At 65.8% G+C, this 25,549-nt stretch carries 26 protein-coding genes; 13 read left to right on the top strand and 13 right to left on the bottom strand.

The genetic code is table 11. The features are described 5' to 3' along the window. Positions 1–17 precede the first annotated feature (17 nt). Entirely contained in the window at positions 18–3,203 is a 3,186-nt protein-coding gene (locus AC1RP5_RS02105) for an efflux RND transporter permease subunit (protein WP_493108910.1), read from the top strand. Here AC1RP5_RS02105 and AC1RP5_RS02110 read toward each other — a convergent pair. After that, positions 3,190–4,425, bottom strand: coding sequence for an MFS transporter (locus AC1RP5_RS02110; protein WP_493108911.1), 1,236 nt, complete (start codon positions 4,423–4,425; stop codon positions 3,190–3,192). The two genes, AC1RP5_RS02105 and AC1RP5_RS02110, sit on opposite strands and share 14 nt — an antisense overlap. A gap of 69 nt (positions 4,426–4,494) precedes the next feature. On the opposite strand from AC1RP5_RS02110, the gene AC1RP5_RS02115 reads away from it, so the two are divergent. After that, on the top strand, positions 4,495–5,073 hold the full coding sequence (locus tag AC1RP5_RS02115) for a TetR/AcrR family transcriptional regulator (protein ID WP_493108912.1): 579 nt from the start codon (positions 4,495–4,497) through the stop codon (positions 5,071–5,073). 82 nt (positions 5,074–5,155) lie between these two features. Here AC1RP5_RS02115 and AC1RP5_RS02120 read toward each other — a convergent pair whose 3' ends face one another. Both AC1RP5_RS02120 and AC1RP5_RS02125 read right to left on the bottom strand, forming a co-directional pair. Further along, the gene (locus AC1RP5_RS02120) at positions 5,156–5,653 is read right to left on the bottom strand and encodes a DinB family protein (protein WP_493108913.1); all 498 of its coding nucleotides are present in this window, start codon (positions 5,651–5,653) and stop codon (positions 5,156–5,158) included. A gap of 23 nt (positions 5,654–5,676) precedes the next feature. Next, the gene (locus tag AC1RP5_RS02125; RefSeq protein ID WP_493108914.1) at positions 5,677–5,808 is read right to left on the bottom strand and encodes a hypothetical protein; all 132 of its coding nucleotides are present in this window, start codon (positions 5,806–5,808) and stop codon (positions 5,677–5,679) included. 103 nt (positions 5,809–5,911) lie between these two features. On the opposite strand from AC1RP5_RS02125, the gene AC1RP5_RS02130 reads away from it, so the two are divergent. Genes AC1RP5_RS02130 through AC1RP5_RS02145 form a run of 4 tightly spaced genes read left to right on the top strand, consistent with a single transcriptional unit; the run spans position 5,912 to position 8,403 of the window. Beyond that, positions 5,912–6,850: a LysR family transcriptional regulator gene (locus AC1RP5_RS02130; protein ID WP_493108915.1), complete on the top strand. Its 939-nt coding sequence runs from the start codon at positions 5,912–5,914 to the stop codon at positions 6,848–6,850. An 11-nt stretch (positions 6,851–6,861) separates the two neighbouring features. After that, entirely contained in the window at positions 6,862–7,224 is a 363-nt protein-coding gene (locus tag AC1RP5_RS02135; protein ID WP_493108916.1) for a hypothetical protein, read from the top strand. A gap of 14 nt (positions 7,225–7,238) precedes the next feature. Continuing rightward, entirely contained in the window at positions 7,239–7,607 is a 369-nt protein-coding gene (locus AC1RP5_RS02140) for a nuclear transport factor 2 family protein (RefSeq protein WP_493108917.1), read from the top strand. Between the two features lie 4 nt (positions 7,608–7,611). After that, positions 7,612–8,403 (top strand): enoyl-CoA hydratase-related protein, encoded by a 792-nt coding sequence (locus tag AC1RP5_RS02145; protein WP_493108918.1) that lies wholly within the window; start codon positions 7,612–7,614, stop codon positions 8,401–8,403. A 6-nt stretch (positions 8,404–8,409) separates the two neighbouring features. Here the strand turns inward: AC1RP5_RS02145 and AC1RP5_RS02150 are convergent, their stop codons facing one another. From AC1RP5_RS02150 to AC1RP5_RS02165, 4 genes are read right to left on the bottom strand one after another with little or no spacing between them, the layout of a single operon-like run. Further along, positions 8,410–8,817 carry an OmpA family protein gene (locus tag AC1RP5_RS02150; protein WP_493108919.1) on the bottom strand — a complete coding sequence of 136 codons (408 nt, stop codon included), beginning with the start codon at positions 8,815–8,817 and terminating at the stop codon, positions 8,410–8,412. Positions 8,818–8,819: 2 nt separating this feature from the next. Further along, entirely contained in the window at positions 8,820–9,956 is a 1,137-nt protein-coding gene (locus AC1RP5_RS02155) for a C45 family autoproteolytic acyltransferase/hydrolase (RefSeq protein WP_493108920.1), read from the bottom strand. A 25-nt stretch (positions 9,957–9,981) separates the two neighbouring features. Then, positions 9,982–10,596: a thiamine pyrophosphate-dependent enzyme gene (locus AC1RP5_RS02160; RefSeq protein ID WP_493108921.1), complete on the bottom strand. Its 615-nt coding sequence runs from the start codon at positions 10,594–10,596 to the stop codon at positions 9,982–9,984. Position 10,597: 1 nt separating this feature from the next. Beyond that, complete coding sequence (locus AC1RP5_RS02165) at positions 10,598–11,131, bottom strand: phosphonopyruvate decarboxylase (RefSeq protein WP_493108922.1); 534 nt, start codon at positions 11,129–11,131, stop codon at positions 10,598–10,600. A 104-nt stretch (positions 11,132–11,235) separates the two neighbouring features. Here AC1RP5_RS02165 and AC1RP5_RS02170 point away from each other — a divergent pair, with 104 nt between their 5' ends. Beyond that, on the top strand, positions 11,236–12,168 hold the full coding sequence (locus AC1RP5_RS02170; protein ID WP_493108923.1) for a LysR substrate-binding domain-containing protein: 933 nt from the start codon (positions 11,236–11,238) through the stop codon (positions 12,166–12,168). Here AC1RP5_RS02170 and hemJ read toward each other — a convergent pair. From hemJ to hemE, 3 genes are read right to left on the bottom strand one after another with little or no spacing between them, the layout of a single operon-like run. Continuing rightward, positions 12,155–12,580, bottom strand: a complete 426-nt coding sequence (hemJ, locus tag AC1RP5_RS02175; protein ID WP_493108924.1) for a protoporphyrinogen oxidase HemJ — start codon at positions 12,578–12,580, stop codon at positions 12,155–12,157. The genes AC1RP5_RS02170 and hemJ overlap by 14 nt on opposite strands. After that, entirely contained in the window at positions 12,580–13,611 is a 1,032-nt protein-coding gene (hemH, locus tag AC1RP5_RS02180; protein ID WP_493108925.1) for a ferrochelatase, read from the bottom strand. The genes hemJ and hemH overlap by 1 nt, the downstream gene beginning before the upstream one ends. A gap of 1 nt (position 13,612) precedes the next feature. Further along, positions 13,613–14,650, bottom strand: a complete 1,038-nt coding sequence (gene hemE, locus AC1RP5_RS02185; RefSeq protein ID WP_493108926.1) for a uroporphyrinogen decarboxylase — start codon at positions 14,648–14,650, stop codon at positions 13,613–13,615. A 322-nt stretch (positions 14,651–14,972) separates the two neighbouring features. Here hemE and AC1RP5_RS02190 point away from each other — a divergent pair, with 322 nt between their 5' ends. From AC1RP5_RS02190 to AC1RP5_RS02200, 3 genes are read left to right on the top strand one after another with little or no spacing between them, the layout of a single operon-like run. After that, on the top strand, positions 14,973–15,806 hold the full coding sequence (locus AC1RP5_RS02190) for a pyruvate, water dikinase regulatory protein (RefSeq protein WP_493108927.1): 834 nt from the start codon (positions 14,973–14,975) through the stop codon (positions 15,804–15,806). A 23-nt stretch (positions 15,807–15,829) separates the two neighbouring features. After that, positions 15,830–16,237, top strand: coding sequence for a hypothetical protein (locus AC1RP5_RS02195; RefSeq protein WP_493108928.1), 408 nt, complete (start codon positions 15,830–15,832; stop codon positions 16,235–16,237). A 23-nt stretch (positions 16,238–16,260) separates the two neighbouring features. Further along, entirely contained in the window at positions 16,261–17,241 is a 981-nt protein-coding gene (locus AC1RP5_RS02200; RefSeq protein ID WP_493108929.1) for a Bug family tripartite tricarboxylate transporter substrate binding protein, read from the top strand. Between the two features lie 33 nt (positions 17,242–17,274). On the opposite strand, the gene AC1RP5_RS02205 is transcribed toward AC1RP5_RS02200, so the two are convergent. After that, on the bottom strand, positions 17,275–17,895 hold the full coding sequence (locus tag AC1RP5_RS02205) for a hypothetical protein (protein ID WP_493108930.1): 621 nt from the start codon (positions 17,893–17,895) through the stop codon (positions 17,275–17,277). Positions 17,896–17,916: 21 nt separating this feature from the next. Beyond that, positions 17,917–20,709 (bottom strand): [protein-PII] uridylyltransferase, encoded by a 2,793-nt coding sequence (locus AC1RP5_RS02210; RefSeq protein ID WP_493108931.1) that lies wholly within the window; start codon positions 20,707–20,709, stop codon positions 17,917–17,919. A gap of 55 nt (positions 20,710–20,764) precedes the next feature. Between AC1RP5_RS02210 and AC1RP5_RS02215 the strand changes: the two genes are divergently transcribed. Genes AC1RP5_RS02215 through mnmE form a run of 3 tightly spaced genes read left to right on the top strand, consistent with a single transcriptional unit; the run spans position 20,765 to position 23,378 of the window. Further along, positions 20,765–21,670 (top strand): sugar ABC transporter substrate-binding protein, encoded by a 906-nt coding sequence (locus AC1RP5_RS02215; protein WP_493108932.1) that lies wholly within the window; start codon positions 20,765–20,767, stop codon positions 21,668–21,670. 11 nt (positions 21,671–21,681) lie between these two features. Further along, the gene (locus AC1RP5_RS02220; RefSeq protein ID WP_493108933.1) at positions 21,682–22,023 is read left to right on the top strand and encodes a ComEA family DNA-binding protein; all 342 of its coding nucleotides are present in this window, start codon (positions 21,682–21,684) and stop codon (positions 22,021–22,023) included. 11 nt (positions 22,024–22,034) lie between these two features. Beyond that, the gene (gene mnmE, locus AC1RP5_RS02225) at positions 22,035–23,378 is read left to right on the top strand and encodes a tRNA uridine-5-carboxymethylaminomethyl(34) synthesis GTPase MnmE (protein WP_493108934.1); all 1,344 of its coding nucleotides are present in this window, start codon (positions 22,035–22,037) and stop codon (positions 23,376–23,378) included. 15 nt (positions 23,379–23,393) lie between these two features. On the opposite strand, the gene AC1RP5_RS02230 is transcribed toward mnmE, so the two are convergent. After that, positions 23,394–25,547, bottom strand: coding sequence for a xanthine dehydrogenase family protein molybdopterin-binding subunit (locus AC1RP5_RS02230; protein WP_493108935.1), 2,154 nt, complete (start codon positions 25,545–25,547; stop codon positions 23,394–23,396). Positions 25,548–25,549: the final 2 nt, after the last annotated feature.

Here is a 25,549-nt window from a genome sequence, read left to right on the forward strand (position 1 = left end):
CCAGAGTTAAAAAGCCCATGCGTTTTTCGCACTACTTCATCGACCGGCCGATTTTCGCCTCGGTCCTGTCGCTCATGATCCTGATCGTGGGCGGCATCGCGCAGCTCAGGCTGCCGGTCGCCGAGTACCCCGAGATCGCGCCGCCGACGGTCAACATCACCGCGACCTACCCCGGCGCCTCGGCAGAGGTGCTGGCGCAGACCGTCGCTACGCCGATCGAGCAGGAAGTGAACGGCGTCGACGACATGCTCTACATCGTGTCGCAGTCGACCGGTGACGGCCTGCTGTCGATCAACGTGGTGTTCAAGCCGGGCGTCAACATCGACCAGGCGCAGGTGCTGGTGCAGAACCGCGTCGCGGTGGCCCAGCCGCGCTTGCCCGAGGACGTGCAGCGGCTCGGCATCGTCGTCCGCAAGGCCTCGCCCGACCTGATGATGGTCGTGCACATGACCTCGCCCGACGGCTCGCGCGACCAGCAATACATCTCGAACTACGCCACGCTCTACGTGAAGGACGTGCTGGCCCGCGTCGAAGGCGTCGGCAACGTGCAGATCTTCGGCGCACGCGACTACGCCATGCGCGTGTGGCTCGACCCGGCCAAGATCGCCGCGCGCAACCTGACGGCCGGCGAGGTCGTGCTGGCGATGCGCGCCGCCAACCTGCAGGTCGCGGCCGGCGCCATCAACCAGGCCCCCGCGGTCTCGCCCGGCGCCTTTACCCTGTCGGTGCAGACCCTCGGCCGCCTGAGCTCGCCCGAGGAATTCGAGAACATCGTGATCCGCGCCGAGTCCGACGGCTCGGTCACGCGCCTGCGCGACATCGCCCGCATCGAGCTCGGCGCGCAGGACTATACGGTCAACGCCTATCTCGACAACAAGAACGCCACGGCGCTCGCCGTCTTCCAGCGTCCCGGCTCCAACGCGCTCGCCACGTCGGACGGCGTGAAGGCGGCGATGGAGAACCTGAAGAAGAACTTCCCGCCGGGCCTCGACTATTCGGTCGTCTACAATCCCACCGAGTTCATCCAGGCGTCGGTCGACGCGGTGATCCACACGCTGTTCGAGGCGCTGATCCTCGTCGTGATCGTGGTCATCCTGTTCCTGCAGACCTGGCGCGCCGCGCTGATCCCGCTGCTCGCCATTCCGGTATCGCTGATCGGCGCCTTCGCCTTCATGTCGGCGATCGGCATCTCGTTCAACACGCTGTCGCTGTTCGGCCTGGTGCTGGCCATCGGTATCGTGGTCGACGACGCCATCGTCGTGGTCGAGAACGTCGAGCGCTACCTGACCCAGGGCATGTCGCCCAAGGAAGCCGCGCACAAGACCATGGACGAGGTCGGCGGCGCGCTGATCGCCATCTCGCTGGTGCTGATCGCGGTGTTCCTGCCGACCGCCTTCATCTCGGGCCTGCAGGGCACGTTCTACAAGCAGTTCGCCATCACCATCGCGGCCTCGACCGCGATCTCGGCCTTCGTCTCGCTGACGCTGTCGCCCGCGCTGGCCGCGCTGCTGCTCAAGACCCATGCGCTCAGCCATGTCGAGAAGGCCCAACCGACCTTCTCGGAACGGCTGATGTCGCCGGTGAACTGGTTCTTCAACAAGTTCAATCGCGGCTTCGAATGGCTCTCGAACCTGTATGGCCGCACGACCGCGCGGCTGGTCCGCATGACCGTGGTCGTGCTGGTCGTCTATGCCGGCCTGCTGGCGCTGACTTATAACCGGCTGGCGACGACGCCGACCGGCCTGGTGCCGCAGCTCGACCGCTCCTACTTCATCGCCGCGATGCAGCTCCCGCCGGGCTCGACGCTGGAACGCGCCGACAAGCTGGTGCGCCAGGCGTCGGAGATGATCATGAGCACGCCGGGCGTGCAGAACGCGGTGGCCTTCGTCGGCTTCGACGGCGCGACCTTCACCAACGCGCCCAACACCGGCGTGATCTTCGTGCCGCTGAAGCCGTTCGCCGAACGCGCCAACCTGCCCAAGGAGAAGATCCTGCAGGAGCTGCGGGGCAAGATGTTCTCCCTACGCGAGGCCTTCGTGTTCGTGCTGGAACCACCCTCGGTTCCCGGCATCGGCACCGGCGGCGGCCTCAAGGGCTACGTGCAGGATCGCTCGTCGCGCGGCCTGCCGGCGCTCGAGGGCGCGACCTGGGCCTTGGCGGGTGCGGCCGGACAGACGCCGGGCCTCACCCAGGCCTTCACCCTGTTCAGCACGCGCACGCCGCAGATCTACGCCGACATCGACCGCACCAAGGCCGAGAAGCTCGGCGTGCCCATCGCACGCGTGTTCGAGACCCTGTCGGTCTACATGGGCTCGGCCTACATCAACGACTTCAACATCCTGGGCCGCACCTATCGCGTGACGGCGCAGGCCGACAATCCCTACCGCCTGACCCTGCAGGACGCGGCCAATCTCAAGACCCGCAGTGCCGGCGGCGAGATGGTGCCGATCGGCTCGGTCGCCACCTTCCGCGACACGACCGGCCCCTATCGCGTTGCCCGCTACAACCTCTACCCCGCCGCCGAGGTACAGGTGGCGTTGCAGCGCGGCTTCTCCTCGGGCCAGGGCATCGCGGCCATGGAGGGCCTCGCCTCGAAGGTCCTGCCGTCGGGCTTCGGCTTCGAATGGACCGAGATCGCGCTGCAGGAGAAGCTGGCGGGCAATACCTCGATCATCGCCTTCGGTCTGGCGGTGCTGTTCGTGTTCCTTCTGCTGGCCGCGCTCTACGAGAGTTGGCTGCTGCCGCTGTCGGTCATCCTGATCGTGCCGATGTGTATCCTCGCGGCCATGATCGGCGTGAACATCCGCGGCCTCGACCGCAACATCCTGGTCGAGATCGGCTTGGTGGTGCTGGTCGGTCTCGCGGCCAAGAACGCCATCCTGATCGTGGAGTTCGCCAAGCAGGCGCACGAGGGCGGCATGAGCCGCTTCGATGCCGCCGTGTCCGCCGCCAAGACACGCCTGCGGCCCATCCTGATGACCTCGCTCGCCTTCATCCTGGGCGTGGTGCCGCTGGTCTTCTCGTCCGGCGCCGGCGCGGAGATGCGCCAGTCGCTCGGCACCGCGGTGTTCTCCGGCATGCTGGGTGTGACGATCTTCGGCCTGATCTTCACACCGGTCTTCTACGTGCTGAGCGTCGGTCTCGCCGAGCTGCGCTTCAAGTGGCGCAAGCAGGATATCAAGCCGGAGTTCAAGCCGCAGTAGGCTGCAACGGCGCGGGCGGCGGTCGCATCAGGGCGAACGTCACCTGCACCAGGCCAGCGGTGAGGCCGAGCGCAACGCCGAGACGCCAAGCGAGATCGTAGGAGCCCAGCGCGTCGAACAGCAGACCGCCGCCCAGGGCGCCGACGAAGCTGCCGACCTGGTGGCTCATGAAAGCGACGCCCTGGATCATCGCCTGCCAGCGCAGACCGAACATCTCCACGACCGAGCCGGCGACCAGCGGACCGACGCCCAACCACAGGAAGCCCATGGCCGAAGCGAAGACCAAGGTGCTGGCCGGTGTCGGCGGCATCACGAAGTAGCAGGCGAGGACGATCGAGCGCGTGATGTAGATGCCGCCCAGCAGGCCGAGCTTGGACCAATGGCCGCCGGCCCAACCGAAGAAGAGGCTGCCAAACACGTTGAACAGCGCGATCGCGCCCAGCGCGCCGGCGCTCAGCGACGGGTCCATGCCGCAGATCGCCAGGTAAGACGGCAGGTGGGTGGTGATGAACAGGAGTTGCATGCCGCAGACGAAGTAGGCCGCGGTCATGACCAGGAACGACGGGTTACGCAGCGCGGCCCGGAGCGCGAGGCGCGGCGAGGCAGCACTGATATCGCCCGCGGCCGGCGCGAGCGGCGTCAGCCGGTCGACGCGACCCGCGATCCACGCAGCCGGCAGCATGAACACCGTGAGCGCCAGGAACCCCAGCAACCCGGCACGCCAGCCGAAGTCGGTCGTGAGCATCTGGCCGAGCGGCGCCGACAGCAGCGCGCCCAACGAACCGGTGGCGGTGATGGCGCCCAGCACGAGGCTGCGCAGACGCGCCGGCACGGACCGCGCACCCACGGCCAGCGAGATCGCTGAGGCGGTACAGGCGAGCGCCACGCCGATCAGCACGCCGCCGCCCAGCATCACGCCGGTCATGCCCCCGGCCATGGCGAACAGACCCAGCCCGGCGACGTAGAGCGCCGCGCCGGCGACCATGATCGGCCGGAAGCCCAGCCGCACCGCCAGCGCGCCGGCCACCGGCTGCAGGAACCCCCAGGCGAGGTTCTGGACCGACATGGCCAGGGCGAAGTCGGACACTGTGAGCGCGATGTCGCGCGTCAGCGGCTGCATCACCAGACCGAAGCTCTGACGCACGCCCATGCCGAGGCTCAGCATGACCGAAGCCCCGATCAGGATGGGCATGACCGGCCGTAATTCCTTTAGGATGGCCACGACGCGCCTCCGGCTTGTTACACAGACCTGTGTAACTTAAGGTCGGCGCCGGAAAGGGGTCAAGGCATCATGGCGCGAGCGGACGTCAGGGCAGCGATGCAGGAGCGCATCCTCGAGACGGCGGACCGGCTGTTCTACGGGCAGGGCATCCGCGCCGTCGGCGTCGACACGATCGCGGCCGAGATCGGCATCAGCAAGCGCACGCTCTACAATCACTTCCCGTCGAAGGACGACCTGATCGTGGCCTACCTGTCGCGGCGGCTGCGGCCCGCGCCGCCCTCGGACCGGCCGCCGATGGAACAGATCCTGGGCGCCTTCGACCGGCTGGAACGCACCATTGCGACTGGCGTCTTTCGCGGCTGTCCCTTCGTGAACGCGGTCGCCGAGCTCAAGGAGCCCGCGCACGCCGCCAACAAGATCGCGCTCGCGTTCAAGGAACAGCGGCGGACGTGGTTTCAGGATCTGCTGACGCGCCTCGGCCTCAAGGAGACGGAGTCGCTTTCGATGCAGCTCCAGATCCTGATCGACGGCGCCATTGCAGCGGCAATCGTGCGCGGCGATCCGAAAGTCGCGACCGCCGCGCGCGAAGCGGCAGCGGTGCTGCTGAAAGCGGCGGGTGCCGCGTCTTCACCTAAAACCAAGCGCTAGCTTTGGAGCGCGCCACTCCAGTGGCGCTTCGGAATCATGAGCGCAACTGGAGTTGCGCGCTCCGAGGAGACGCTTCGATTGGTCAAGTCGGATCCGGCCGCAGCACGCGATGCAGGTCGAGGACCGGCGGCTTGTAGCCGAGCTGCGAGAGCAGCGTGTGGACCTGGGCTCGGTGATGGGTCTGGTGATTGAAGAAGTGCGGCAGGATCACCGACCAGGGGTCCTCGGTGTCGAAGCCCGAATTGTTGACGTAGCGCACGCTGCCGTCTTCGAACCCTTCGGGCAGGTTCGCGAAGAAATGCTCCATGTGCCGGTCGAGGCGTTCGCGTTCGACCCGAAGCGCCTCGAACTTCTCGAACTGGGTCGCGCCGAGACCGGTCGAGACGTGGGAGCCGCCTTCGAACCGCGCCATCCAGATACGGTCGCCGAGCAGCAGGTGGTTCAGCGTGCCGTGGACGCTGCCAAAGAAGGCGCCGAGATCGCGGCGATACTCGGCGCCGGAAAGCCCGGCGCAGGCCGCGTACAGCGTCTCGTTGGCCAGCCGGTTGTAGCGGGCGTACTGCCCCCAGATCCTGCTCATCGGCTACCGTACATCAGCCGTGTTCAGCGGGCGGCGGCGGAGACCCAGCGGGCGAAGTCACGAATGAGACCGGCGACGACGGCGCCACGCATGCGCAGCGCACGGGCTTCGAAAGCCTGACGTTCGGCGATGGTGGGATAGGGAGTCGTGAACATGGCAAAGACCTCCAAGGGTTGAAAGGAACCTAATTCCGTTCTTCCCGGCGGTTAATACGGAGTGTATGACGAACACTCCTGAATATAATTCAACAATAGCGCAATGATCGATCACGCGAGCGAGATGGCGGCCTTCGTCCGGGTCGTTGATTCCAAAGGGTTTTCCGCCGCAGCACCAGGCCTCGGCCTGACCCCGTCGGCGGTCAGCAAGCTGGTGACGCGGCTGGAAACCAGACTGGGCGTCCGGCTGCTCCAGCGCACGACGCGGGCGATCAACCTCACCGAGGAGGGCGAGGCCTTCTATTCGACGGCGCGGCGCATCGTGGGCGAGATCGAGACCCTGGAGAACCAGATCAGCCGGCAGAGCGGCACGCCGCACGGGCTGCTGAGGGTCACGACCTCCCTCGCCTTCTCGACCCACCAGCTCGCCCCCGTCATCGCCGAATTCCTCGAACGCTATCCGCTGCTGCAGCTCGAGCTGATGCCGACCGACCGGGTCGTGGACATGATCGAGGAAGGCATCGACGTCGCGATCCGCATCGGGCGCCTGGCCGACACCAGCTTCATGGCGCGCAAGATCGGAGAGGACGTCCGGCTGGTCTGCGCCTCGCCCTCCTACCTCAGGAACCGCCGCGCGCCGCAGCGGCCGGAGGAGCTCACGCGCCACAACTGCATCGTCTCGCGCGACCGCACCTACCTCAACCGCTGGCCGTTCCGCATCGACGGCGAGGTCCGCGAGATCGAGGTCGGCGGGCGGGTCGCCGTCACCGAGGGCGAGGCACAGATGCGGCTGGCGCTGCAGGGGCTGGGCATCGTGCGCCTGACCCGTCTCACGGTCGCCGCGGCCATCAAGAACGGCGAGCTGGTCTCGCTGCTGGAGGAGTTCCGCGCCGAGCAGCCGATCCCGATCCACGCCGTCTATCCGCACCGCCGTCACCTCGCGCCCAAGGTGACGGCCTTCATCGACTTCATCGTCGAGAAATTCTCGCCGCCACCGTGGGAGGTGCTAGGGTCGGTCCCAATCAAAGAGACCAATCAATGAGGGGAGCGCAGATGGACACCGAGACCGATCTTTTCGTGCAGGCCTTCTGGGTGAAGTGCCGCGACATCATCCGGCCCGAACTCGACGAGGCCGTCCATGCGCTGCGGCATGCGGGCCACGAGACAAATATCTCGACCCTGGAATATTCGCCTGACGAGAAGACCTCGCCCGAAGGCGCGCCGGCTCTGATCATGACCATTCATCCCAGTGGCGAATCCGACACCCGCGTGCTGCGTTATCGCGGCGACGTTCCGGCGCGGGAAATCGAAGTCATGGCGTCGGGTTGCAAGACCGCTCGCTCCGACCTCTCGATGATCACCACGGCCGGCGTGAAGAACGACATCGCGCTCTGCTTCGGCTCGTTGCTCAAGTAACCAAGGAGTACCCCATGGCTGACGCCATCGACGACCTGTTCCGCCGTTTCGGCAAGGCCTTCAACAAGGCCGATGTCGACGCGATCGCCGACTGCGTGACCGACGATTTCGAATGGCGCCTCAATGCCGGCGGGTCGCCGACCGGGCGCGTGCTCAAGGGCAAGGAAGCGCTGCGCGCGCACTTCGCCGACAAGAGCACAGCGCATCGCGAGGTGCGCTTCTCCGAGGCCAGCATCCATCGCGCCGGCGACAAGCTGTTCGGTACCTTCCGCGCCACCGGCATCGACCATGCCGGCAAGCCGTTCGATCGCTACGGCATCGACCTCTACGAGGTGAAGGACGGCAAGATCGCCCTCAAGGACAGCTACCTGAAGGCTGAGTAAATCGATGTCGAACGATACTGTCCTCTGGGAGATCGACCGCCGCGGCGTGGCGACCGTCACGCTGAACCGGCCCAAGGTGAACAACGCCTATAACGGCGATCTCATCCAGGGCCTGCACGACGCGATGGATTCGCTGGGCAACGAGAGCCATCTGCGCATTGTCGTGTTGCGCGGCAACGGCAAGCACTTCCAGGCCGGCGCCGATCTGACGTGGATCACCGGCGTTGCCAAGCAATCGCCCGCCGAGAACGAGAAGGTGAGCCGTCTCACCGCCGAGGCCGTGAAGCGCCTCGACACCTGTCCGGTCCCGACGCTCGCCTTGATCCAGGGTGGCTGCTTCGGCGGCGGCACCGGCATTGCCGCGGCCTGCGACGTCGTCGTGGCGCAGGAGGATGCGCTCTTCTCCATCAGCGAGACGCGTTGGGGCCTGATGGCAGGCATCATCCTGCCGCAGCTCTGCCAAGCGATCGGCCTGCGCCAGACGCGGCGCTACGCGCTGACCGGCGAACGCTTCGGCGCCCACGAGGCCCGCCGCCTCGGGCTGGTCCACGAAGTCTGCCCGACGGGTGGCCTTGCGGAGGCCGGCGAGAAGATCGTCGAAGCCGTGTTGATGAACGCGCCGCGCGCGACGACAGCCACCAAGCTGCGCTCGCTCGCCTCGGCCCGCGCCTTCATCGACGACGGCGAACTGCGCGACCTGATCGACGAACACGCCCGCACCCGCCAGCAGGACGAAGCCACCGAGGGCCTCACCAGCTTCCGCGAGAAGCGCAAGCCGGCCTGGTATCCGGGTTAGGCAGCCTTACAGGCGCTCGAGGAAGATCTCCGCCCGACGATTATGCGCATCGACGTTCGGTTCGTTCACGCCGAACGGTTGCCGGTCCGCGATGCCTTCGATCGACACGAACTGCTCCGGGCGCGCGCCGAACTCGATCAGCCTGGCGCGAAGAGCCTGGGCACGCGCCAGCGAGAGTGCCATTCCGCCGGCTTCATCCTTGGAGGTGTGCCCGACAATCCTGATGGCGCCACCGTAGGGGTACTTGGTCAAGCCAACGATGCCTGGGATTTGCTGCGTCTTGTTGTCGATCTCCGTCGAACCGCGCTGAAAGAACACCGGTATCGTCATTTTGTCCGGTGCCGGCGGCAGCGTGGCGAGCGCAGGTGATACGGCGCCCACGCCAAGACTTGCGAGGACGAACCGTCGTCGCATGCCTATTCCGCGGCCTGCTTCTGCGCGACGCTGTCGGGCGTCAGCTTGTACGTCGTGAACTGGCGGTTCAGTGCTGGCATCGGGCAGGCTTCGAGATGGCCCTCGGCCGGGCGCATCAGGATCATCGCCGTGGTGGCCGTAGAGACGCCGCGCGAGTTGAGGCGCGGCGGGCGGCACACTGAGTAGGGCGTGCCCCAGTCGTCGAAGAAGGCCTGGCGGAAGTCTTCCAAGGTGAGTTCGCCGCGCTTGGGCGAGAGCTGGTCGCGGACACGCTTGTCGCGATAGATCGAGTCCGGCGTCTCGGCGAGGCCGGTGTCCTTCACCTTGGCGCGCGCCGAGTCCGAGATCCAGTGATTGGCGTGCACGTAGAGGCCGCGATCGGGCGCGATCCAGAAGGTCTCGTCGGGCGCGCATTCGAAGCCGAAGGCCTCGCCGCCACAATGGCTCACCGCCATGTGGTTGGAGCCGGGCTTGGGCGTCGAGACGATGGTCTGAACGGCGTGGGCGAGATGCGACGCCTCCAGCACCTTGCGGCGGATGAACGGCAGCGGCACGCCTTGCCCGCGCTGATAGTCGCGGTCGCATTCCAGTGCGTTGGCGGTGAGACCGATGCCGGCGGAGTTGAGGCCCGAACGCGCGAGGCCGCCCGCTTCTGTGAAGGTCAGGATGTCGGGCCCATCGTCACGGCGGATGCGCAACACCACGCCCGTCTCGGCGCATTCCGAACGCCAGTCCCAGTTCTGGCCGTGCAACAGCACACCATCCGAGCTTGCCTCGGGCAGCGCGAGGGCTGCCGTACAGCCGTCGGGGAAATGCTTTGCGGCCTGCTGCTTGCGCGCTGCGACCACCATCTCGGTGCGCGCGTTCATCAGCACGACGGCGGCGAAGGGTTCGTTCGCGCCCTCGGCGATGCCACGCATCTCCTCGGTGTAGGTCGGATCGAACTTGTCGATCAGCGGCACCATCGCCTCGGCGCGCCGCTCCAGTTCCTTCCAGTCGACGCCCGACTTGAGCAGCGACTCGGCATACATCTTGGCGCCGCGCTTCAAGCGATCCGCGGCGGCCTTGCCATGGATCCGACCGCGCTCCCTGGGGCCGCCGGTGAGATCGATCAGCGGGAAGGGAGCGTAGTCGGTCATGGGAGCCTCTTAGGGATGGCCCAACTTAGGGATGTCCAAGTAGGGCCTGGCGGAAACGATCCTTGAGATGCGCACCATCCTGCGGCGGCATCACGAACTCCAGCTTTTCTACCATCACCTTCACGAGCCGGAAAACCGGACCCTTCTTGGTGCGGGCGTCCTTCACCAGCTCTGCGACCTCGCTCGAGTCGCGCACCGTCGTGGAGTCGGGGATGCCGCAGCCGCGCGCGATCATGGCGAGGTCGGTGCCGGCGCCGGACTCGGTCGGGCCGTTGTTGCGCGGGCTGGTGTGCGTGGCCTGGTTGCCGGTCTCGCCGAACTTCTCGTTGTCGAGCACGACGATTGCCAGGTTCTCCGGCATCTGCGTCGCCACGGTGGCGAGCGAGCCCAGGCTCATCAGCATGTCGCCGTCGCCGGTGATCACCAGCACGCGCTTCTTGGGCTGCGCCATGGCGAGGCCGAGGCCCATGCCGACCGGTGCGCCCATCGAGCCCCAGAGCGGCATGTTGAGCGGGCGGTCGCCCGCGGCGGTGATGTCCCAGTTGGCCGAACCGAGGCCCGCGATGACCAGCAGGTCGTCACCGGCGTTCTCGAGGAGTTGTTTGACCAGCGGGCGACGCTGGAGAGTTGCTTTGCTCATCCTACTTCTTCCCGAAATTCTTGATGCCGATCAGCTTCTGGCGCAGCAGCACGGCGACGGCTTGGCCGCCGTTGAAGGCCGATCGCGCGGCGGCGTCGACCGTGGTCTTCACCTCGTCGGCGGTCTCGACCGAGTAGAGCAGCACGCCCATTGCCTCGAGCACCTTCGGCGTGCCCTGGCCCATCGGATACTGCCAGGAATTGAACTCGCCCCAATCGCCGCGCATCGTGATCAGCGTCAGGAACGGGAAGCGCAGCGTCTTGGGCATGCCCATCAGGTTGATGGTGTTGCCGACGCCCGAGCTCTGCATCAGCAGCACCGAGCGCTGCCCGCCCAGCCACGCCCCGGCGGCGAGCGGAATGCCCTCCTCCTCGGTCGTGAGCGCCAGGGTGCGGATCGAATTCGACTTCTGGCAGGCCTCGATCAGACGGCCATGGCCGGCGTCGGGGACGTGATAGACCTGCTTCACGTCATGGTCCTGGAAGACCTCGAAAATCTGGTCGCGCCAGTCAGGCTGCGTCGGTGCGGCGGTCATGTTTCTCCATTCCCAATTCAGGATCGGCCGGCACATTAGCTATAACGGCAGCGAAACTGGACGACTGTTGGGAATGAACAGATATAACGATATTGTATGGCTCGATGGAGCTTTCCCAACTTCGCACCCTGATCCATGTCGCTGACCTCGGCAGCCTGAGCAAGGCCGCTGACCGGATCGGCATCGCCCAGCCCGCCCTCAGCCGCCAGATCCGGATGCTGGAAGAGGAACTGTCGGTCCGCCTGTTCACCCGGCACGGGCGGGGCATGGTCCTCACCGACAAGGGCCGGGAGATCCTCGAACACGCGACGAGGGTCATGACCGAGTTGGAGGAAATCCGCGCCACGGCCTCCGATCTCGACGCGCCACTTAAAGGGCGGATCGCCATCGGCTTTCCGCCGACGGTGGCCGACATCCTCTCGCTGCCACTGGTCACAGCGTTCGGCAAAAGCCACCCGCAGGTCGAGCTGCGGCTGGTCGGCGCCTATACCGGCCATCTGATCGACTGGCTGCATCGCGGCGAGATCGACGTCGCCATTCTCTACGACCCGCAGTCCGCCCGCTCGCTGCGCTCGGAGCCGTTGCTGCTCGAGAACCTGTTTCTGATCGGCCCACCCGGTTCGGGGCTATCCAGCGAGCGCTCGATCCGGTTCAAGGACCTCGACGGCAGACGTGTCCTGCTGCCCAGCACGCGTCACGGCCTCCGGACGATCGTCGAGCAGTGCGCCGAGGAAGCCGGCATCTCGCTGCACATCGCCGTCGAAGCCGATTCCTACGCGACCCTGAAGGACCTCGTCCGTCACGGCCATGGCTGGACGATCCTGCCGCTGTCGCCCATTCACGACGACATCGCATCGGGGCGTTTGCTCGCGGCACCGCTCACCGATCCGGCGCCGGTCAGGCAACTCGTGCTGTCCTATCCGGCCGACCGGCCGGTCTCTCGACTCACGCGATTCGCCGGCGACACGATCGCCAGCATCGTCGCCGATCAGGTCGAACGGAAAATCTGGCCGGGACGACTGCTCAGAAAGGCTTGAGCACGACCAGGAAGACGATGGCGATCATCAGCAGGGTCGGGACCTCGTTCCACCAGCGGTAATAGTTCGCCGGCCGGACGTTCTGGTCGGCCGCGAATTCCTTGCGCCAACGGCCGTACAGATGGTGCACGACGGTGAGGACGATCACCAGCAAGAACTTCGCGTGCCACCAGCCGGAGTGCCACCACTGTCCCTGCCAGGCGAGTGCGATGCCAAAGACCCAGGTCAGGATCATCGCCGGGTTCATGATGCCGCGCAGCAGACGGCGCTCCATCACCTTGAAGGTCTCGCTCTGCACGGAGCCCTTCTCGGCATCGGCGTGATAGACGAACAGGCGCGGCAGGTAGAGCAGTCCCGCCATCCAAGCGATGACCGAGATGATGTGCAGCGCCTTCAGTACTTCGTAGAGCATCACACCGCTCCGGCAATCAGCGGACAGCCGCGATGACTGCCACTGCACGGCATCGTCTTCGCCCCATGGCAGATCGCGACCTGCGGCTCGGCCAGCACGGCACACACCCTGTTGGCGAGGCCCTCGATGAACGAAGGATGCGTCCCCACCGTCGGCACACGAATGTAGGCAGGCACGCTGCTCTCGTTCGCCAGGGTTCGATAATCCATATCGAGTTCGACCAGCGTCTCGGAATGCTCCGATACGAAGGCGAGCGGATAGAGCACGACAGCCTTGCCATCGGCGCCGGCGCGCCGGATCTCGTCATCGGTCGAAGGGCCGATCCATTTCAGCGGACCGACGCGGCTCTGGTAGCAGACCGACCAGTCGAGATTGCCGATGCGCTCAGCGATGGTTTTAGCCGTACGCTCGACCTGCGCCTGATAAGGATCGCCGGCCTTGATGACTTTTTCCGGCAAGCCATGCGCGGAGAACAGAACGCGTGCTGGACGATTGCCGGTCTCAGCCAGCCCTTGCCTCAAAAGATCGACCGAGGCGGCAATAAAACCTTCCTCGTCGGGATAGCAGCAGACGGTTTGCGTCGGCACGTTGAGTTTCGCCGCGGCTGCCGCTTCTTTCCAGGCCTTCACCGACGAAGCCGTCGTCGTCGTGGAGAATTGCGGATAGAGCGGCAGCAGCACGATGCGATCGGGCGCAAATCGTTTGACTGAACGCACGACGGCTTCGGTCATCGGATGCCAGTAGCGCATGCAGACATAGCCGCGCCATTCGTGGCCCGATCCGAGGGCTTCCTCGAGCGCCCGCGCCTGTGCTTCCGTCTGGCCGAGGATCGGCGAACTGCCGCCGATCTTTGCGTAGATGCCCTGTGCCTTCGCCGTGCGCCGGCTGGCGATGAACCGCGCCAGCGGCAGCCGGAAGAACGACGGCAGCGAAATGATCGCGGGATCGCTGAACAGGTTGCGCAGGAACGGCTGAACCGCCTCGGGCGAATCGGGCCCGCCGAGATTGAACAGGACGATCGCGATCTTCACGTCAGCTCGGCTTCCAGTTGCGCACGATGTCGACCAGCCGCGCGACATGATCGGGCGGGGTCTGCGGCACGACGCCGTGGCCGAGATTGAAGACGTAGGAACCGTGGCCGAGCTTGTCGAGGATACGCGTGGCCTCGCGCTCCATCGCCTGGCCGCCGGCGACCAGCATGATCGGATCGAGATTACCCTGCACCGTAATGTGCGGCTGCACTTCCTTCGCAGCCCAATGGGCGCCGATGCCGGTATCGAGCGACAAAGCGCTGAACGTCTCGGGCAGGCGATACATCAAGGCGGCCGGACCGACGGCCCGGGGAAAGGCGATGATCGGCACGTGAGGATGACGTTCGCGCAGGCCCTTGGCGATCCGCACCATCGGATCGAGCGACCAGTGGAAGAGCTGCTCTTCCGGCAGCACGCCCGCCCACGAATCGAAGAGCTGCACGGCATCGACGCCGGCATCGACCTGGTGGCCGAGATGATCGATCACCGCATCGACAAGAAGATCGATCAGCAGCTTGAAGGATTCGGGATGGGCATAGGCCCATTTCTTCACCTTGGCGAAATCCTTGCTGCCGCTTCCTTCGATCATGTAGCAGGCGAGCGTGAACGGCGCGCCGGCGAACCCGAGCAGCGCGGTTTCCTTTGGCAGCTCGGCACGCGTCCGACGGATCGCCTCGTAGACCGGTGCCAGACGCTCCTGCAAGCGAGCCCGTGACAACCGGCCAAATTGCGAGGGATCGGTCAGCGCCTCGAGCTTCGGCCCCTCGCCTTCAGCGAACCAGACCTTCTGGCCCAGTGCGTCGGGCACCACGAGGATGTCGGAAAAGATGATCGCGGCATCGAACCCGAAACGCCGGATCGGCTGCAGGGTCACCTCGACGGCCTTGTCGGGCGTATAGCAGAATTCGAGGAACGATTTCGTGGTCGCCCGCACGGCGCGATACTCCGGCAGATAGCGTCCAGCCTGACGCATCAGCCAGATCGGCGGCGTCGGATGTCTCTTTCCGGCCAGCGTCTCCAGGAATTTTCCGCCGCTCACTCTCTGTCCCTCATGCTTCCTCTTACTCTATTCATAATAGGTAGTAGCAGTAGTAGAGCCTGTGGCACGTGGGGATGCGCCCTATTGGCCATCGGTCCCCAGGCTGCTGTGGATCGGAATCCATCGATTCCACGCGGCTAAAAGACCTGATTCCCGACTCGCAGGTCATTCGTCCCGACCTGTCCGCAAGGGAAGATAAATCGGATGGGCCGGGCGAGTCGTGTCCCGAATCAGGGCGCTCCCGAGGGGCGTCCTGTTTGTCCCCGCGATGCCTCGATCAATCCCGCGTTTCTCCCGGCGTGTCTGTGGGGTAAAACGAACCGTGGCCAACCGGAATTTTCACGTCCATCTCGTGTCCGATTCGACCGGTGAGACCGTGTCGAGCGTCGCGCGCGCCTGTCTCGTCCAGTACGAGGGCATCTTCGTGCAGGAGCACGTCTGGTCGCTGGTGCGATCGCCGGCTCAGATGGAGAAGGTGATGCAGGCGGTCGAGCGCGACCGCGGTCCCGTCCTCTACACGCTGGTCGATCCCGAACTGCGCGACGTCGTGCGCGATCATTGCCGGCGTCTGCAGTTGCCTTGCGTCGGCGTGCTCGACCAGGCGATGAGTGTGCTGGCCGTCCATTTCCATTCCAAGAGCGAGCAGTGGCCGGGTCGCCAGCACCAGCTCGACGAAGGCTATTTCGACCGGATCGACGCCATGCATTACACGCTGGCGCATGATGACGGACAGTCGACGCACGATCTCGACGATGCCGACGTGATCCTGGTCGGGCCGTCGCGCACCTCCAAGACACCGACCTGTGTATATTTGGCCAATCGCGGCGTGCGGGCGGCCAACGTACCGCTGGTGCCGCAGGTGCCGCCGCCTACCGAACTCGAGGAAGCCAGGCGACCGCTGATCGTCGGCCTGATTACCGATCCCGAGCGACTGGTGCAGATCCGCGTCAATCGCCTGCGGCTCATGCAGCAGGACACCGAGTCGGAATACACCGACATGGACACCGTGCAGAGCGAGATCCAGGAAGCGCGCCGGCTCTATGCCCGACGCAAATGGGCGACCATCGACGTGACTCGCCGCTCGATCGAGGAGACGGCGGCGGCGATCCTGCAGATGCTGGCGACCCGCCGGGAGCAGCGGCTGCAGTCGAGCTAGGAAAACCGAAGCAGGAGGCGACCATGAAGGCAGCCTTTGGTGCGTTGAGTCTGGTTCTGGCAGGAACGGCGGCCCTTGCCGCCAACGGCATCGACGTGACGCGCGGCGGTGACGCCAACGTTTACGGCAACTGTGTCCCAAGCCTCGTCGTCGAGAACAAATCGGGCGAGACGATCGACTATCTGCAGGTCGACGTGGTCCTGGCGCTGCGCGACGGCCGCCAGCGCATCGTCGAACTCAAGTCGGCCTATCGCGAAGGGGTGCCCTCGCCCATCGCCCCGGGCGGCAAGGCGACCCTTCAGCAGCATCTCGACACGTCACGGGCCCTGGGCGTGCCCTGCGGGGAGGTCGCCGAACGGCGGGTTTCCCGCACGATTTGCGAGACAGATCATGGCATGGCGTGTGCATCTTCGGTTAGTGTGCAACCTTAGGCATTCTCTCCGAGGCAATTTCCATGAATCTTCGTCGTAGGACCGTGCTGGGCGCTGCTGGCGCCTCGCTTCTCGCCGCTCCGGCCCTCGGCCCTGCCTTGGCTCAGGACTACCCGAACAAGCCACTGAAGATGATCGTGCCCTACCCGCCGGGTGGCGGCACGGACGGTCTCGGCCGCATCACGGCGCAGTTCCTGTCGGAAAAGCTCGGCCAGCAGATCATCATCCAGAATATCGGCGGTGCCTCGAGCACGATCGGCTCCGACACCGTCCGCCGCGCCGATCCCGACGGCTACACGATCCTGTTCAACGCCAGCCTGTTCGTGCTGGGCAAGACGGTAGTGCCCTCCTGCCCGTACGACCCGCAGACCGATTTTCGCGCCATTGCCCAGGCGGGCGAGGCGCCGCTGGTGATGCTGGCCAACAACAACGTGCCGGGCGACGACTATGCCGCCGTCATGGCGGCCGTTGCGAAGGACCCCAAGAAGTTCTTCGTCGCGATCTCCTCGGGCGGCTCGGCCGGTCACATCGCGACCTTGGCCTGGCTGAAGCGCATCGGCATTCCGCTCGACCAGATCCTCTACAAGGGCACGGCGCCGGCCAATACCGACCTGATGTCGGGCAGCGTGCAGTTCTTCATGGATCCATGGACGGCGCTCCTGCCGCTCGCCACGTCGGGCCGCGCCAAAGGCCTGTTCGTGACCTCCAAGGAGCGCACGTCGCTCGCGCCCAACATTCCGACCACGGCAGAGGTTGGCCTCAAGGACTTCAACCTCAGCTCCTGGTACGGCGTCTGGGCGCCCAAGGACACGCCCGATGCGATCGTGAACAAGCTCGCCGCGGGCATGGCGGAAGTCTCCAAGGACAAGGGCTTCATCGAGAAGACCACGTCGCTCGGCATCGTTCCCACGGGCCGCGGCCCGAAAGAATTCGCCGCCTTCATCAAACAGGAGATCGAGACCAACACCGCCCTGCTGAAGGAAGCGAACTTCAAGCCGGAGTGACGACGAAGGGCGGCGGAGCGATCCGCCGTCCGCTCAAGTCGATGTTGGCGGCCGCCGGTATTTCAGCGCGATGGTTAGCCTGCGCAGGCTGCTGAGAGCACCGCAGAAATAGGCGACGGAGAAGATCAGGCCCGCAACCGGGAAGACGAGCGATAGCTTCGCTGGGACCATGAACTGGCCGCCGGCGACGATGAACAGCCAGAAGCCCGCACAGATCAAACTCAGCCCAAGTGGAAACGACCCTTCGACGTAATGACGTGGTTTGGGAATACGCCCCGTCATGATCGAGAAGACGAGATAGGCCGACATTCCGAGAAACCAGAGATAGAGGGTCGCTTGGATGACCAGCATCCAGGCCGACGGCCACGATATCTTCCAGCACCATAACGTCGGCAGGGGATAGCCGCAGACTCGGTCGAGAACGACGGTGAGTGCGGACGGCGCAAGTCGGTCCAGCGGAGGTACCGCAAACACGATCAGCGCGGCGATCGAGCAGAGAACCGGACTCCAGAGAAGCAGCCTCTCCTTCGAGGATGAGGATCCGATGTAATACTGCCGGCGGGGTTTTGCAGGTTGTCGAGACGACAGATCTGCGAAGTAGATGAAGGCGAGCGTCGCCAGCAAGGCCACGACGATGAGGAGAAGGAATTCCACGGGCTGAAGAAAAGCCGGCGACTATTCCGCCGCCTTCGCCACCGGATCGAAGCGCGAGTCGAAGTCGCGGATGGCGGCTTCGACGGTCGTAGAGATCTGTTTCAGCTTGTCGGCGTTCACGACCTTCAGGCCGAACAGGTCCTTCACGTAGAACACGTCGACCGCACGCTCGCCGTAAGTCGTGACATGCGCGGTGGCGATCTGCAGGTTGAGGCGCGTGAGCGCGCGCGTGACGACGTGCAGGAAGCCCGGCCGGTCGCGGCCGTTGACCTCGATCACGGTGAACGTGTCGGACGCGTTGTTGTCGATCAGCACGCGCGGCTCGACGGTGAAGACGCGATCGCGCTTGGGCCATGAGCCGCGCTGGCTGTCGAGTTCGCGCTGGATGTCGAGACGGTTGGACAGCGCCAGCTCGACCCTGGCCGCCAGTCGCGCCAGCCGCTGCGGCCCGTCGAACGGCTTGCCCTCGAGGTCCTGGATCCAGAACGTGTCGAGCGCCATGCCGTTGGCAAGCGTGAAGATCTTGGCGTCGACGATGTTGGCGCCGCTGATCGCCATGGCGCCGGCGAGGCGCGCAAAAAGGCCATGCGTGTCGAGCGTGTAGATCGTGACCTCGGTGACGGACCGCTCCTCGTCGACACGATGTTCGATGGCGAGCGGCTGTTTGGCGCGCTCGGCGCCGCGCACCAGTTCCGCCTGGCGCGCCAGCGTGTCGGGTGAGAAGGACAGCCAATAGGAGGCGTAGCCGCGCGCGAAGTGCGCTTCCTTGTCGGCTTCGCTCCAGCCCGGCAGGCGCTTGGCGATCTCGCTCTGGATATGCTTGATGCGCTCGGCGCGGCCGCCGCTGAGCGTGCCGCCGGAGAGGACCTGCTCCGTCGCATTGTAGAGCTGGCGCAGCAGCGCGGCCTTCCAGTTGTTCCAGACGTTCGGGCCGACCGCGCGGATGTCGCACACGGTCAGGACCAATAACAGGCGCAGGCGCTCGGGCGACTGGATGAGTGCCGCGAACGTGTCGATGGTCTTGGGATCCATCAGGTCGCGCTGGAACGCGGTGGCCGACATCGCGAGGTGGTAGCGCACCAGCCACGCCACGGTTTCCGTCTCGGCGGCGCTCAATCCCAGGCGCGGGCCGAGCTGCATTGCGACGTCGGCACCCAGCACCGAATGGTCGCCTCCGCGGCCCTTCGCGATGTCGTGCAGCAGCACCGCGAGATAGAGCACCGGCCGAGACAGGATCTTGTGAACGACATCGGCCGACAGCGGATGGTCTTCCTTCAGCACGCCCGATTCGATCTTCGAGAGGATGCCGATGGCGCGGATCGTGTGCTCGTCGACCGTGTACGTGTGGTACATGTCGTGCTGCGTCTGCGCGACGACGCGCCCGAAGTCGGGCACGAAGCGGCCGAACACGCCGGCCTCATTGAGACGCCGCAACGTCGTCTCCGGATCGTGACGCGACGTCAGCATCTCCATGAAGAGACGATTGGCTTCCGGATCGTTGCGAAGCTTGTCGACCAGCCGGATGTTCTGCGTGATCAGCCGCAGGGTCGCGGGATGGATGTCGAGGTCGTTTTCCTGCGCGACATGGAACAGGCGCAGGATCGCGACGGGATCCTTGGCAAATGTATCGGGCGAGGCCACGGCCAGGCGCTCGCCGTCGAGACGGAAGCCTTCGAGCTCGCGCGGACGCAGGGTCTGCCAGAGTGCCGCGAGCTTGGGCTTGCGACGGCGACTGTCTTCCAGCGCGGCGACGAAGATGCGCGTCAGATCGCCCACCGTCTTGGCGTGAAGATAATAGTGCTTGGTGAAGCGCTCGACGCCGCGGCTGCCGGGGCGGTCCTGATAGCCGAGGCGCGCCGCGATCTCGCGCTGAAGATCGAACGACAGGCGGTCGTCGGCCCGGCCTGTCAGGTAATGGATGTGGCAGCGCACGGTCGCGAAGAAGCGCTCGGCGCGCTCGAAGTGGCGAGCCTCTTCCTTGGTGAGCACGCCCTTGGCGATCAACTCGCTAGGCTCGCTCACGCGATAGAGATACTTGGCGATCCAGAACAGAAGGTGCAGGTCGCGCAGACCGCCCTTGCCTTCCTTGACGTTGGGTTCGACGACGTAGCGCGAATCGCCCATGCGTTGATGGCGCTGGTCGCGTTCCGCGAGCTTGGCGTCGACGAAGTCGCGGCCGTCACCGGTATAGAATTTCTGAGCGAAGCCATGCTGCAACTCGTCGAACAGCGCGCGGTCGCCCCACAGATAGCGCATCTCCAGCAGGGCTGTGCGGATCGTCTGGTCGCGCTCGGCATAGCGCAGGCTCTCCTCGACCGTGCGGGTCGCGTGGCCGACCTTCAGGCCGAGGTCCCACAGGAGATAGAGCATGAACTCGACGATCTGCTCGCCGCGCGGCGTCTGCTTGTAGGGACGCAGGAACAGGAGATCGATGTCCGAGAGCGGCGCCAGCTCGCCACGGCCATAGCCGCCGGTCGCCACCAGGCCCAGTCGCTCGCCAGAGCTGGGATTGGCCGCAGGATAGGCATGCTGGTCGGCAAAGTCGTAGAGGACCCGGATGATCTGATCCATCAGGTAGGACGTCGCGACCAACACCGCCGGCCCGTCGTTCTTCAGCGGACCCGGCTCCTCGAAGCGGCGGCGAATCTCCGCGCGGCCGGCAGTCAGTGCATCGCGCAGAAGCGCGAGCACGGGCGCACGCGGCGGCTCGCCGCCTTCGGGCATGTCCTCGACCAGATGAGCGAGGGCTTCCTCGAGGGCGCGTCTGCGCACGATGGCGCGTCGGTCCGGAATTTCGTCGTAGGGTGTGCCCATGGCGGGCGGATACTACAGGGCCCCGGTGGCCTAAAGTAGGCCCCAGTAGGCCCCTATGAAGCAGCTCGGCACACAGCCTCTCACGCTCGCGGTTTTCACAAAAAACCGTGTGAATCCCGCTTATGATGCCGCCCGGCAGATCGCTGACCGGGTCGCGGCTGAGGCCGGCGCCCGGACCCTGCACTATGTGCCGGCCACGCCGGACCATGTCGGCGAGCAGAAAGCGCTGGTGACGGAGGCGCTGGCGGCGCGGCCGGACGGCGTGCTTTTCAACCCAACCGACGATGTCGCGATGGAAGAGGATGTGGCGCGGTTCACGGCCGCCGGCATCCCGGTCGCCGTGTTCATCAATCGCATGCGCGTACCCGTGCTGAGCTTCGTCGGTTCCGATGATGTCGGGATCGGCCATGCCGTGGCACGAGCCCTCTTCGAGGGCCTGGGCGGGACCGGACGGATCGTGGCGCTCGACGGCACCCCGGGCGCCCGCACCGCGCGGGACCGGACCGACGGCTTGAAGCGGGCGCTCTCCGAAAGTCCGGGAATCGCGATGGTCGGCTCGCGTATCGGCTATCTGCAGGAAGCGCCGGCGCAGGCAGCCATGGCCGAACTGCTCCGGGACCACTCCCGGATCGACGGAGTTTGGACCGCTAACGACGTCATGGCCTTCGGAGCTCTGAAAGCCCTGCAGGAGGCCGGACGGGCCGCGGCGGTCGTGGGCATCAACGGCCTGCCGGCCGCGATCGGGCACATCGAAAGCGGGACGATGTTGGCCAGCGTCGATTTCAGCGCCTTCAACATCGCGGCCATTGCCGCCCAGGCGATGCTCCGGCACCTGTCGGGCCAGATGGTGCCTTCCGAGATCATGGTACCGGCCGAGCTCATAGACCGGTCGAATTGTCACCGCTGGAAAGTGCCGTTCGAGCAGCGCCCCATCCCGGCCTGGGACGATTTCGTGCGATAATGGCCGCCATCATGTCATTCAAAGCATTTCTTGCGACGATGGTGATCCTGCTGAGCGTCGGCACGGCCCATGGCCAGGGAGCGCGGCCGGCTTCGCCACCGGCAGCGCCCGCCTCGAGCCTGATCGACCTCAACAGCGCCAGCCGCGACGATCTGATGTCGCTCGACGGGATCGGCGAGGTGCGGGCCGATGCCATCATTCGGGCCCGGCCCTTCAAGGCCAAGACCGAGCTCGTCGAACGGCGCCTGATCCCCGAATCGCTCTACGAGAAGATCGCCGACAAGGTGATGGCCCGCCCGCCGCCGGCCGCCCCGCCGGCGCGCCCGGCACAGCCCGCTCCCCGCCGCACCTAGCCGGCCCGGCCGTGAGCGACGCCACGATCTATGCGCTGGGCACGCCAACGCCGACGCGCGCGCATCCCGGCGCGCTCGCCGTCATCCGTCTCAGCGGCCCGCGTGCCGGTGACGTGTTGGTGTCGCTCACCGGGGCCGCCCTGCCGCCGCCGCGTCGCATGGTGCTGCGCACGCTCCGCGATCCCTCGACCGGCGAAGCGATCGACCGAGGCCTGGTCGTGTATTTCGCGGCGCCCAACACCGAGACCGGCGAGCCGATGGTCGAGCTGCACCTGCACGGTGGTCGCGCGGTGGTCGGCGCGGCGCTCGATGCCATCGCCGGTCTGGGTTTCTGCCGGCTGGCCGAGCCGGGCGAATTCACACGCCGCGCCTTCGAACACGGCAAGCTCGACCTCACCGAGGCCGAGGGCATCGCCGATCTCGTGGCGGCCGAGACGGCGGCGCAGCGGCGGCAGGCCCTGCAGCAGATGGAGGGCGCCCTCCATCGCCTCTACGAGGATTGGCGCGGCAAGGGTCTGCGCGCGCTGGCCCATCTCGAAGCGGCCATCGACTTTCCCGACGAGGATTTGCCGGAAGGCCTCGCCAACGAAGTGCGTATCGCCATTGCCGGCCTGCAGGCCGAGATCGCGGTCCATCTGGAAGATCGGCGCGGCGAGAAGCTACGCGAAGGGCTGTCGATTGCGATCATCGGACCGCCCAATGCCGGCAAGTCCTCGTTGCTAAATCTGCTCGCGCGCCGTGAAGCGGCAATCGTGTCGGAAACCGCCGGGACGACCCGAGACGTGATCGAGGTCCATCTCGATCTCGGCGGCTGGCCGGTCGTGCTGGCGGACACGGCTGGCTTGCGGGAATCCACTGACGCTATCGAGCAGGAAGGCGTGCGCCGGGCCCGCGCGCGGGCTGCGGCGGCCGACCTGCGCGTGCTGGTGCTCGATGCCTCGGGTGACTGGCGGGCGGAAATGCGAAGCATCATCGGCACGACCGACCGCTGGGATTCTGCCCGCGACCTCGTCGTGGTGAACAAGAGTGACCTCGCTCCGGTCGGCGACAAGGCCGTCGTTACCCTGTCGACCGCCACCGGCTCCGGATTGCCCGAGTTGCTGACCCGTCTGGAAAAATCGGCTGAAACGTCGATGCGTGAGGGTGCCGGGGCGCCGCCTCTAACGCGCACGCGTCATCGCGAAGCATTGATAGAATGTCAGGCATCGCTGGGTCGAGCGCTTCAGGCACCGGAGGTTGCCCTCGCCGCTGAAGATCTTCGCCTTGCACTGCGCGCCATCGGCCGCATCACCGGCGCGGTCCGCCTCGAAGAGCTTCTGGACGTGATCTTCCGCGACTTCTGTATCGGCAAGTAACGCGGACTTTGAGTCTCAACCACCGCGTTTGTGGCCGCCGGGAAGCTGCGCTTCGGAGGCGCCGACGCGGGCCAGGCCCGGCAGGATCTTGTCGACAGTAATGGGATACTCGCGCACCCGCACGCCGCAGGCATTGTAGACGGCATTGGCAACGGCGGCGCCAGAACCGCAGATGCCGAGTTCGCCGACGCCCTTGGAGCCGAGTGCGTTTGCCTTCTCGTCGAACTCTTCCAGCATGATCGCCTCGACATCGGGCACATCGGCATGGACGGGCACGTGATAATGCACGAGGTCATTGGTGACGAAGGCTCCATAGCGTAGGTCGACGACGGCGTCCTCGTGCAGCGCCGAGGAGACGCCCCAGATCATGCCGCCGATAAGCTGCGAGCGCGCTGTCTTGGCGTTGAGGATGCGGCCGGCGGTGAAGACGCCGAGCATGCGCCGCAGCCGGATCTCGCCGGTGATGCTGTCGACGCCGACCTCGGCGAAGTGAGCGCCATAGGAATACTGCGAGAACTTCTTGTACTCCTCGCCGGGTTTCACGCTGCCTGTGGCGCTCAGGCCCTGTGCCCCCTCACCCGTATCGAGCTTGGCTTTCAGTTTGTGACAGGCATCGAGAAGCGCGGCGCCACAACTTGAGGCGCCGAACGAGCCGCCGGAGCCCGGCGTGTCGGGGAAGCTGCTGCGGCCGAGGCGCACCTCGACCTTGTTGACCGGGATTCCGAGCGTCTCGGCCGCGATCTGCGCGAAGATCGTGTAGGAGCCTGTGCCGATGTCGGTCATGTCCATCTCGACGACGGCGCGGCTGGCACTTTCCATCGTGACGCGCGCCTCGGCAGGCCGCAAATAGTTGGCGCGCATGGCCGAGGCCATGCCCATGCCCAAAAGCCATTTGCCGTCGCGCACCTGACCTGGCTGTGCCTGGCGCTTGTCCCAGCCGAAGCGCTTCGCGCCTTCCTGCAGGCACGCCACGAGATTGCGTGTCGCGAAGGGAATCTTCTTCTCGGGATCTTCCTTTGGCTCGTTCCTGAGGCGCAACTCGATCGGATCGATCTTCAGCCGCTCGGCAAGCTCGTCCATCGCCTGTTCCAGCGCCAGCATGCCGATCGCCTCGCCGGGCGCGCGCATCGCATGCGCCGACGGCAGGTCGAGGGCGGCAATGCGCTGCGAGGTGAAGCGATTGGCCGCCGCATAGAGCGCGCGCGTGGTCATCACCACGGGCTCGGAATATTCATCCGACCGAGCACTCTGCGCATGAGATTCGTGAGCGATAGCCGTCAACGTGCCGTCCTGTTCCGCGCCCAGCCGCACCTTCTGAATCGAGGCAGGCCGATGCGGCGTTGCGTGGAACATCTGTTGTCGCGTCAGCACCACATTGACGGGACGTTTCAGTTCACGCGCCGCGAGTGACGCCAGCACGATTTCGGGCGTGAGCGTAAGCTTGCCGCCGAAGCCACCGCCGATGAATTCGGCGATCACCTCGACCTTTTCCGGCGGCACGCGCAGCGTCGCGGCGAGGGATTTGTGGGCGTTGTCGACGAGCTGGACCGAGCAATAGATGGTGAGCTTGTCGCCGGCCCATTCCGCCATGGCGGCGTGCGGCTCGATCATGCTGTGAGATTGATAAGGCGTCGTGTAGGTCGCCTCGATGCGCACTGGCGCGCGCGCGAGCGCCTTCTCGACATCGCCGAGCTTGCTGTCGCCGGAGCCGCCTTTGTCGGTCTTCTTCGGATCGTAGGCCTGCGGCCGCGCCGCTTCGAGATCGTAGGTGCCGGTCTCGCGCTTGTAGGAGACGAGGATCGCCTCGGCCGCCGCACGTGCGGCCTCGCGGGTGCGTGCCACGACGACCGCAATCGGTTGGCCGAAGTTGCGAATCTTGCCGTCGACGAGCTGCGGGCTTGTTCGCGCGGTGCGGTCCTGGGATTTGGCCGGTGGCATTGGCGCCTGCTTCGGCGCGTTCTCGTGCGTCATCACAAGCAGCACGTCCGGCATCTTGCGCGCCGTCGAAGTGTCGATAGTGGCGATCTCGCCCCGCCCGATCGTGGACGGCACGATGAAGCCGTAAGCAAGGCGTTCGGCGCCGTGATCGGCGCTGTAGAGCGCGCTGCCGGTGACCTTGGCGCGGCCGTCGACCCGGTCGATCGGCTGGCCGATGATGTGATCGGGCATGG

The organism is Reyranella sp. GW821-FHT12G01 (assembly GCF_058806575.1).

What these genes read in the sequence shown, in the direction of transcription:
- AC1RP5_RS02155 (WP_493108920.1), bottom strand. Translation starts at nt 9,956, where the DNA reads ATGACCGACTACGCTCCCTTCCCGCTGATCGATCTCACCGGCGGCCCC.
- AC1RP5_RS02230 (WP_493108935.1), bottom strand. Translation starts at nt 25,547, where the DNA reads ATGCCCGATCACATCATCGGCCAGCCGATCGACCGGGTCGACGGCCGC.
- AC1RP5_RS02150 (WP_493108919.1), bottom strand. Translation starts at nt 8,817, where the DNA reads ATGCGACGACGGTTCGTCCTCGCAAGTCTTGGCGTGGGCGCCGTATCA.
- AC1RP5_RS02165 (WP_493108922.1), bottom strand. Translation starts at nt 11,131, where the DNA reads ATGACCGCCGCACCGACGCAGCCTGACTGGCGCGACCAGATTTTCGAG.
- AC1RP5_RS02130 (WP_493108915.1), top strand. Translation starts at nt 5,912, where the DNA reads ATGATCGATCACGCGAGCGAGATGGCGGCCTTCGTCCGGGTCGTTGAT.
- AC1RP5_RS02145 (WP_493108918.1), top strand. Translation starts at nt 7,612, where the DNA reads ATGTCGAACGATACTGTCCTCTGGGAGATCGACCGCCGCGGCGTGGCG.
- AC1RP5_RS02105 (WP_493108910.1), top strand. Translation starts at nt 18, where the DNA reads ATGCGTTTTTCGCACTACTTCATCGACCGGCCGATTTTCGCCTCGGTC.
- hemJ (WP_493108924.1), bottom strand. Translation starts at nt 12,580, where the DNA reads ATGCTCTACGAAGTACTGAAGGCGCTGCACATCATCTCGGTCATCGCT.
- AC1RP5_RS02195 (WP_493108928.1), top strand. Translation starts at nt 15,830, where the DNA reads ATGAAGGCAGCCTTTGGTGCGTTGAGTCTGGTTCTGGCAGGAACGGCG.
- AC1RP5_RS02220 (WP_493108933.1), top strand. Translation starts at nt 21,682, where the DNA reads ATGTCATTCAAAGCATTTCTTGCGACGATGGTGATCCTGCTGAGCGTC.
- AC1RP5_RS02200 (WP_493108929.1), top strand. Translation starts at nt 16,261, where the DNA reads ATGAATCTTCGTCGTAGGACCGTGCTGGGCGCTGCTGGCGCCTCGCTT.
- AC1RP5_RS02125 (WP_493108914.1), bottom strand. Translation starts at nt 5,808, where the DNA reads ATGTTCACGACTCCCTATCCCACCATCGCCGAACGTCAGGCTTTCGAA.
- AC1RP5_RS02160 (WP_493108921.1), bottom strand. Translation starts at nt 10,596, where the DNA reads ATGAGCAAAGCAACTCTCCAGCGTCGCCCGCTGGTCAAACAACTCCTC.
- AC1RP5_RS02115 (WP_493108912.1), top strand. Translation starts at nt 4,495, where the DNA reads ATGGCGCGAGCGGACGTCAGGGCAGCGATGCAGGAGCGCATCCTCGAG.
- AC1RP5_RS02170 (WP_493108923.1), top strand. Translation starts at nt 11,236, where the DNA reads ATGGAGCTTTCCCAACTTCGCACCCTGATCCATGTCGCTGACCTCGGC.
- AC1RP5_RS02140 (WP_493108917.1), top strand. Translation starts at nt 7,239, where the DNA reads ATGGCTGACGCCATCGACGACCTGTTCCGCCGTTTCGGCAAGGCCTTC.
- AC1RP5_RS02135 (WP_493108916.1), top strand. Translation starts at nt 6,862, where the DNA reads ATGGACACCGAGACCGATCTTTTCGTGCAGGCCTTCTGGGTGAAGTGC.
- AC1RP5_RS02120 (WP_493108913.1), bottom strand. Translation starts at nt 5,653, where the DNA reads ATGAGCAGGATCTGGGGGCAGTACGCCCGCTACAACCGGCTGGCCAAC.
- AC1RP5_RS02215 (WP_493108932.1), top strand. Translation starts at nt 20,765, where the DNA reads ATGAAGCAGCTCGGCACACAGCCTCTCACGCTCGCGGTTTTCACAAAA.
- AC1RP5_RS02210 (WP_493108931.1), bottom strand. Translation starts at nt 20,709, where the DNA reads ATGGGCACACCCTACGACGAAATTCCGGACCGACGCGCCATCGTGCGC.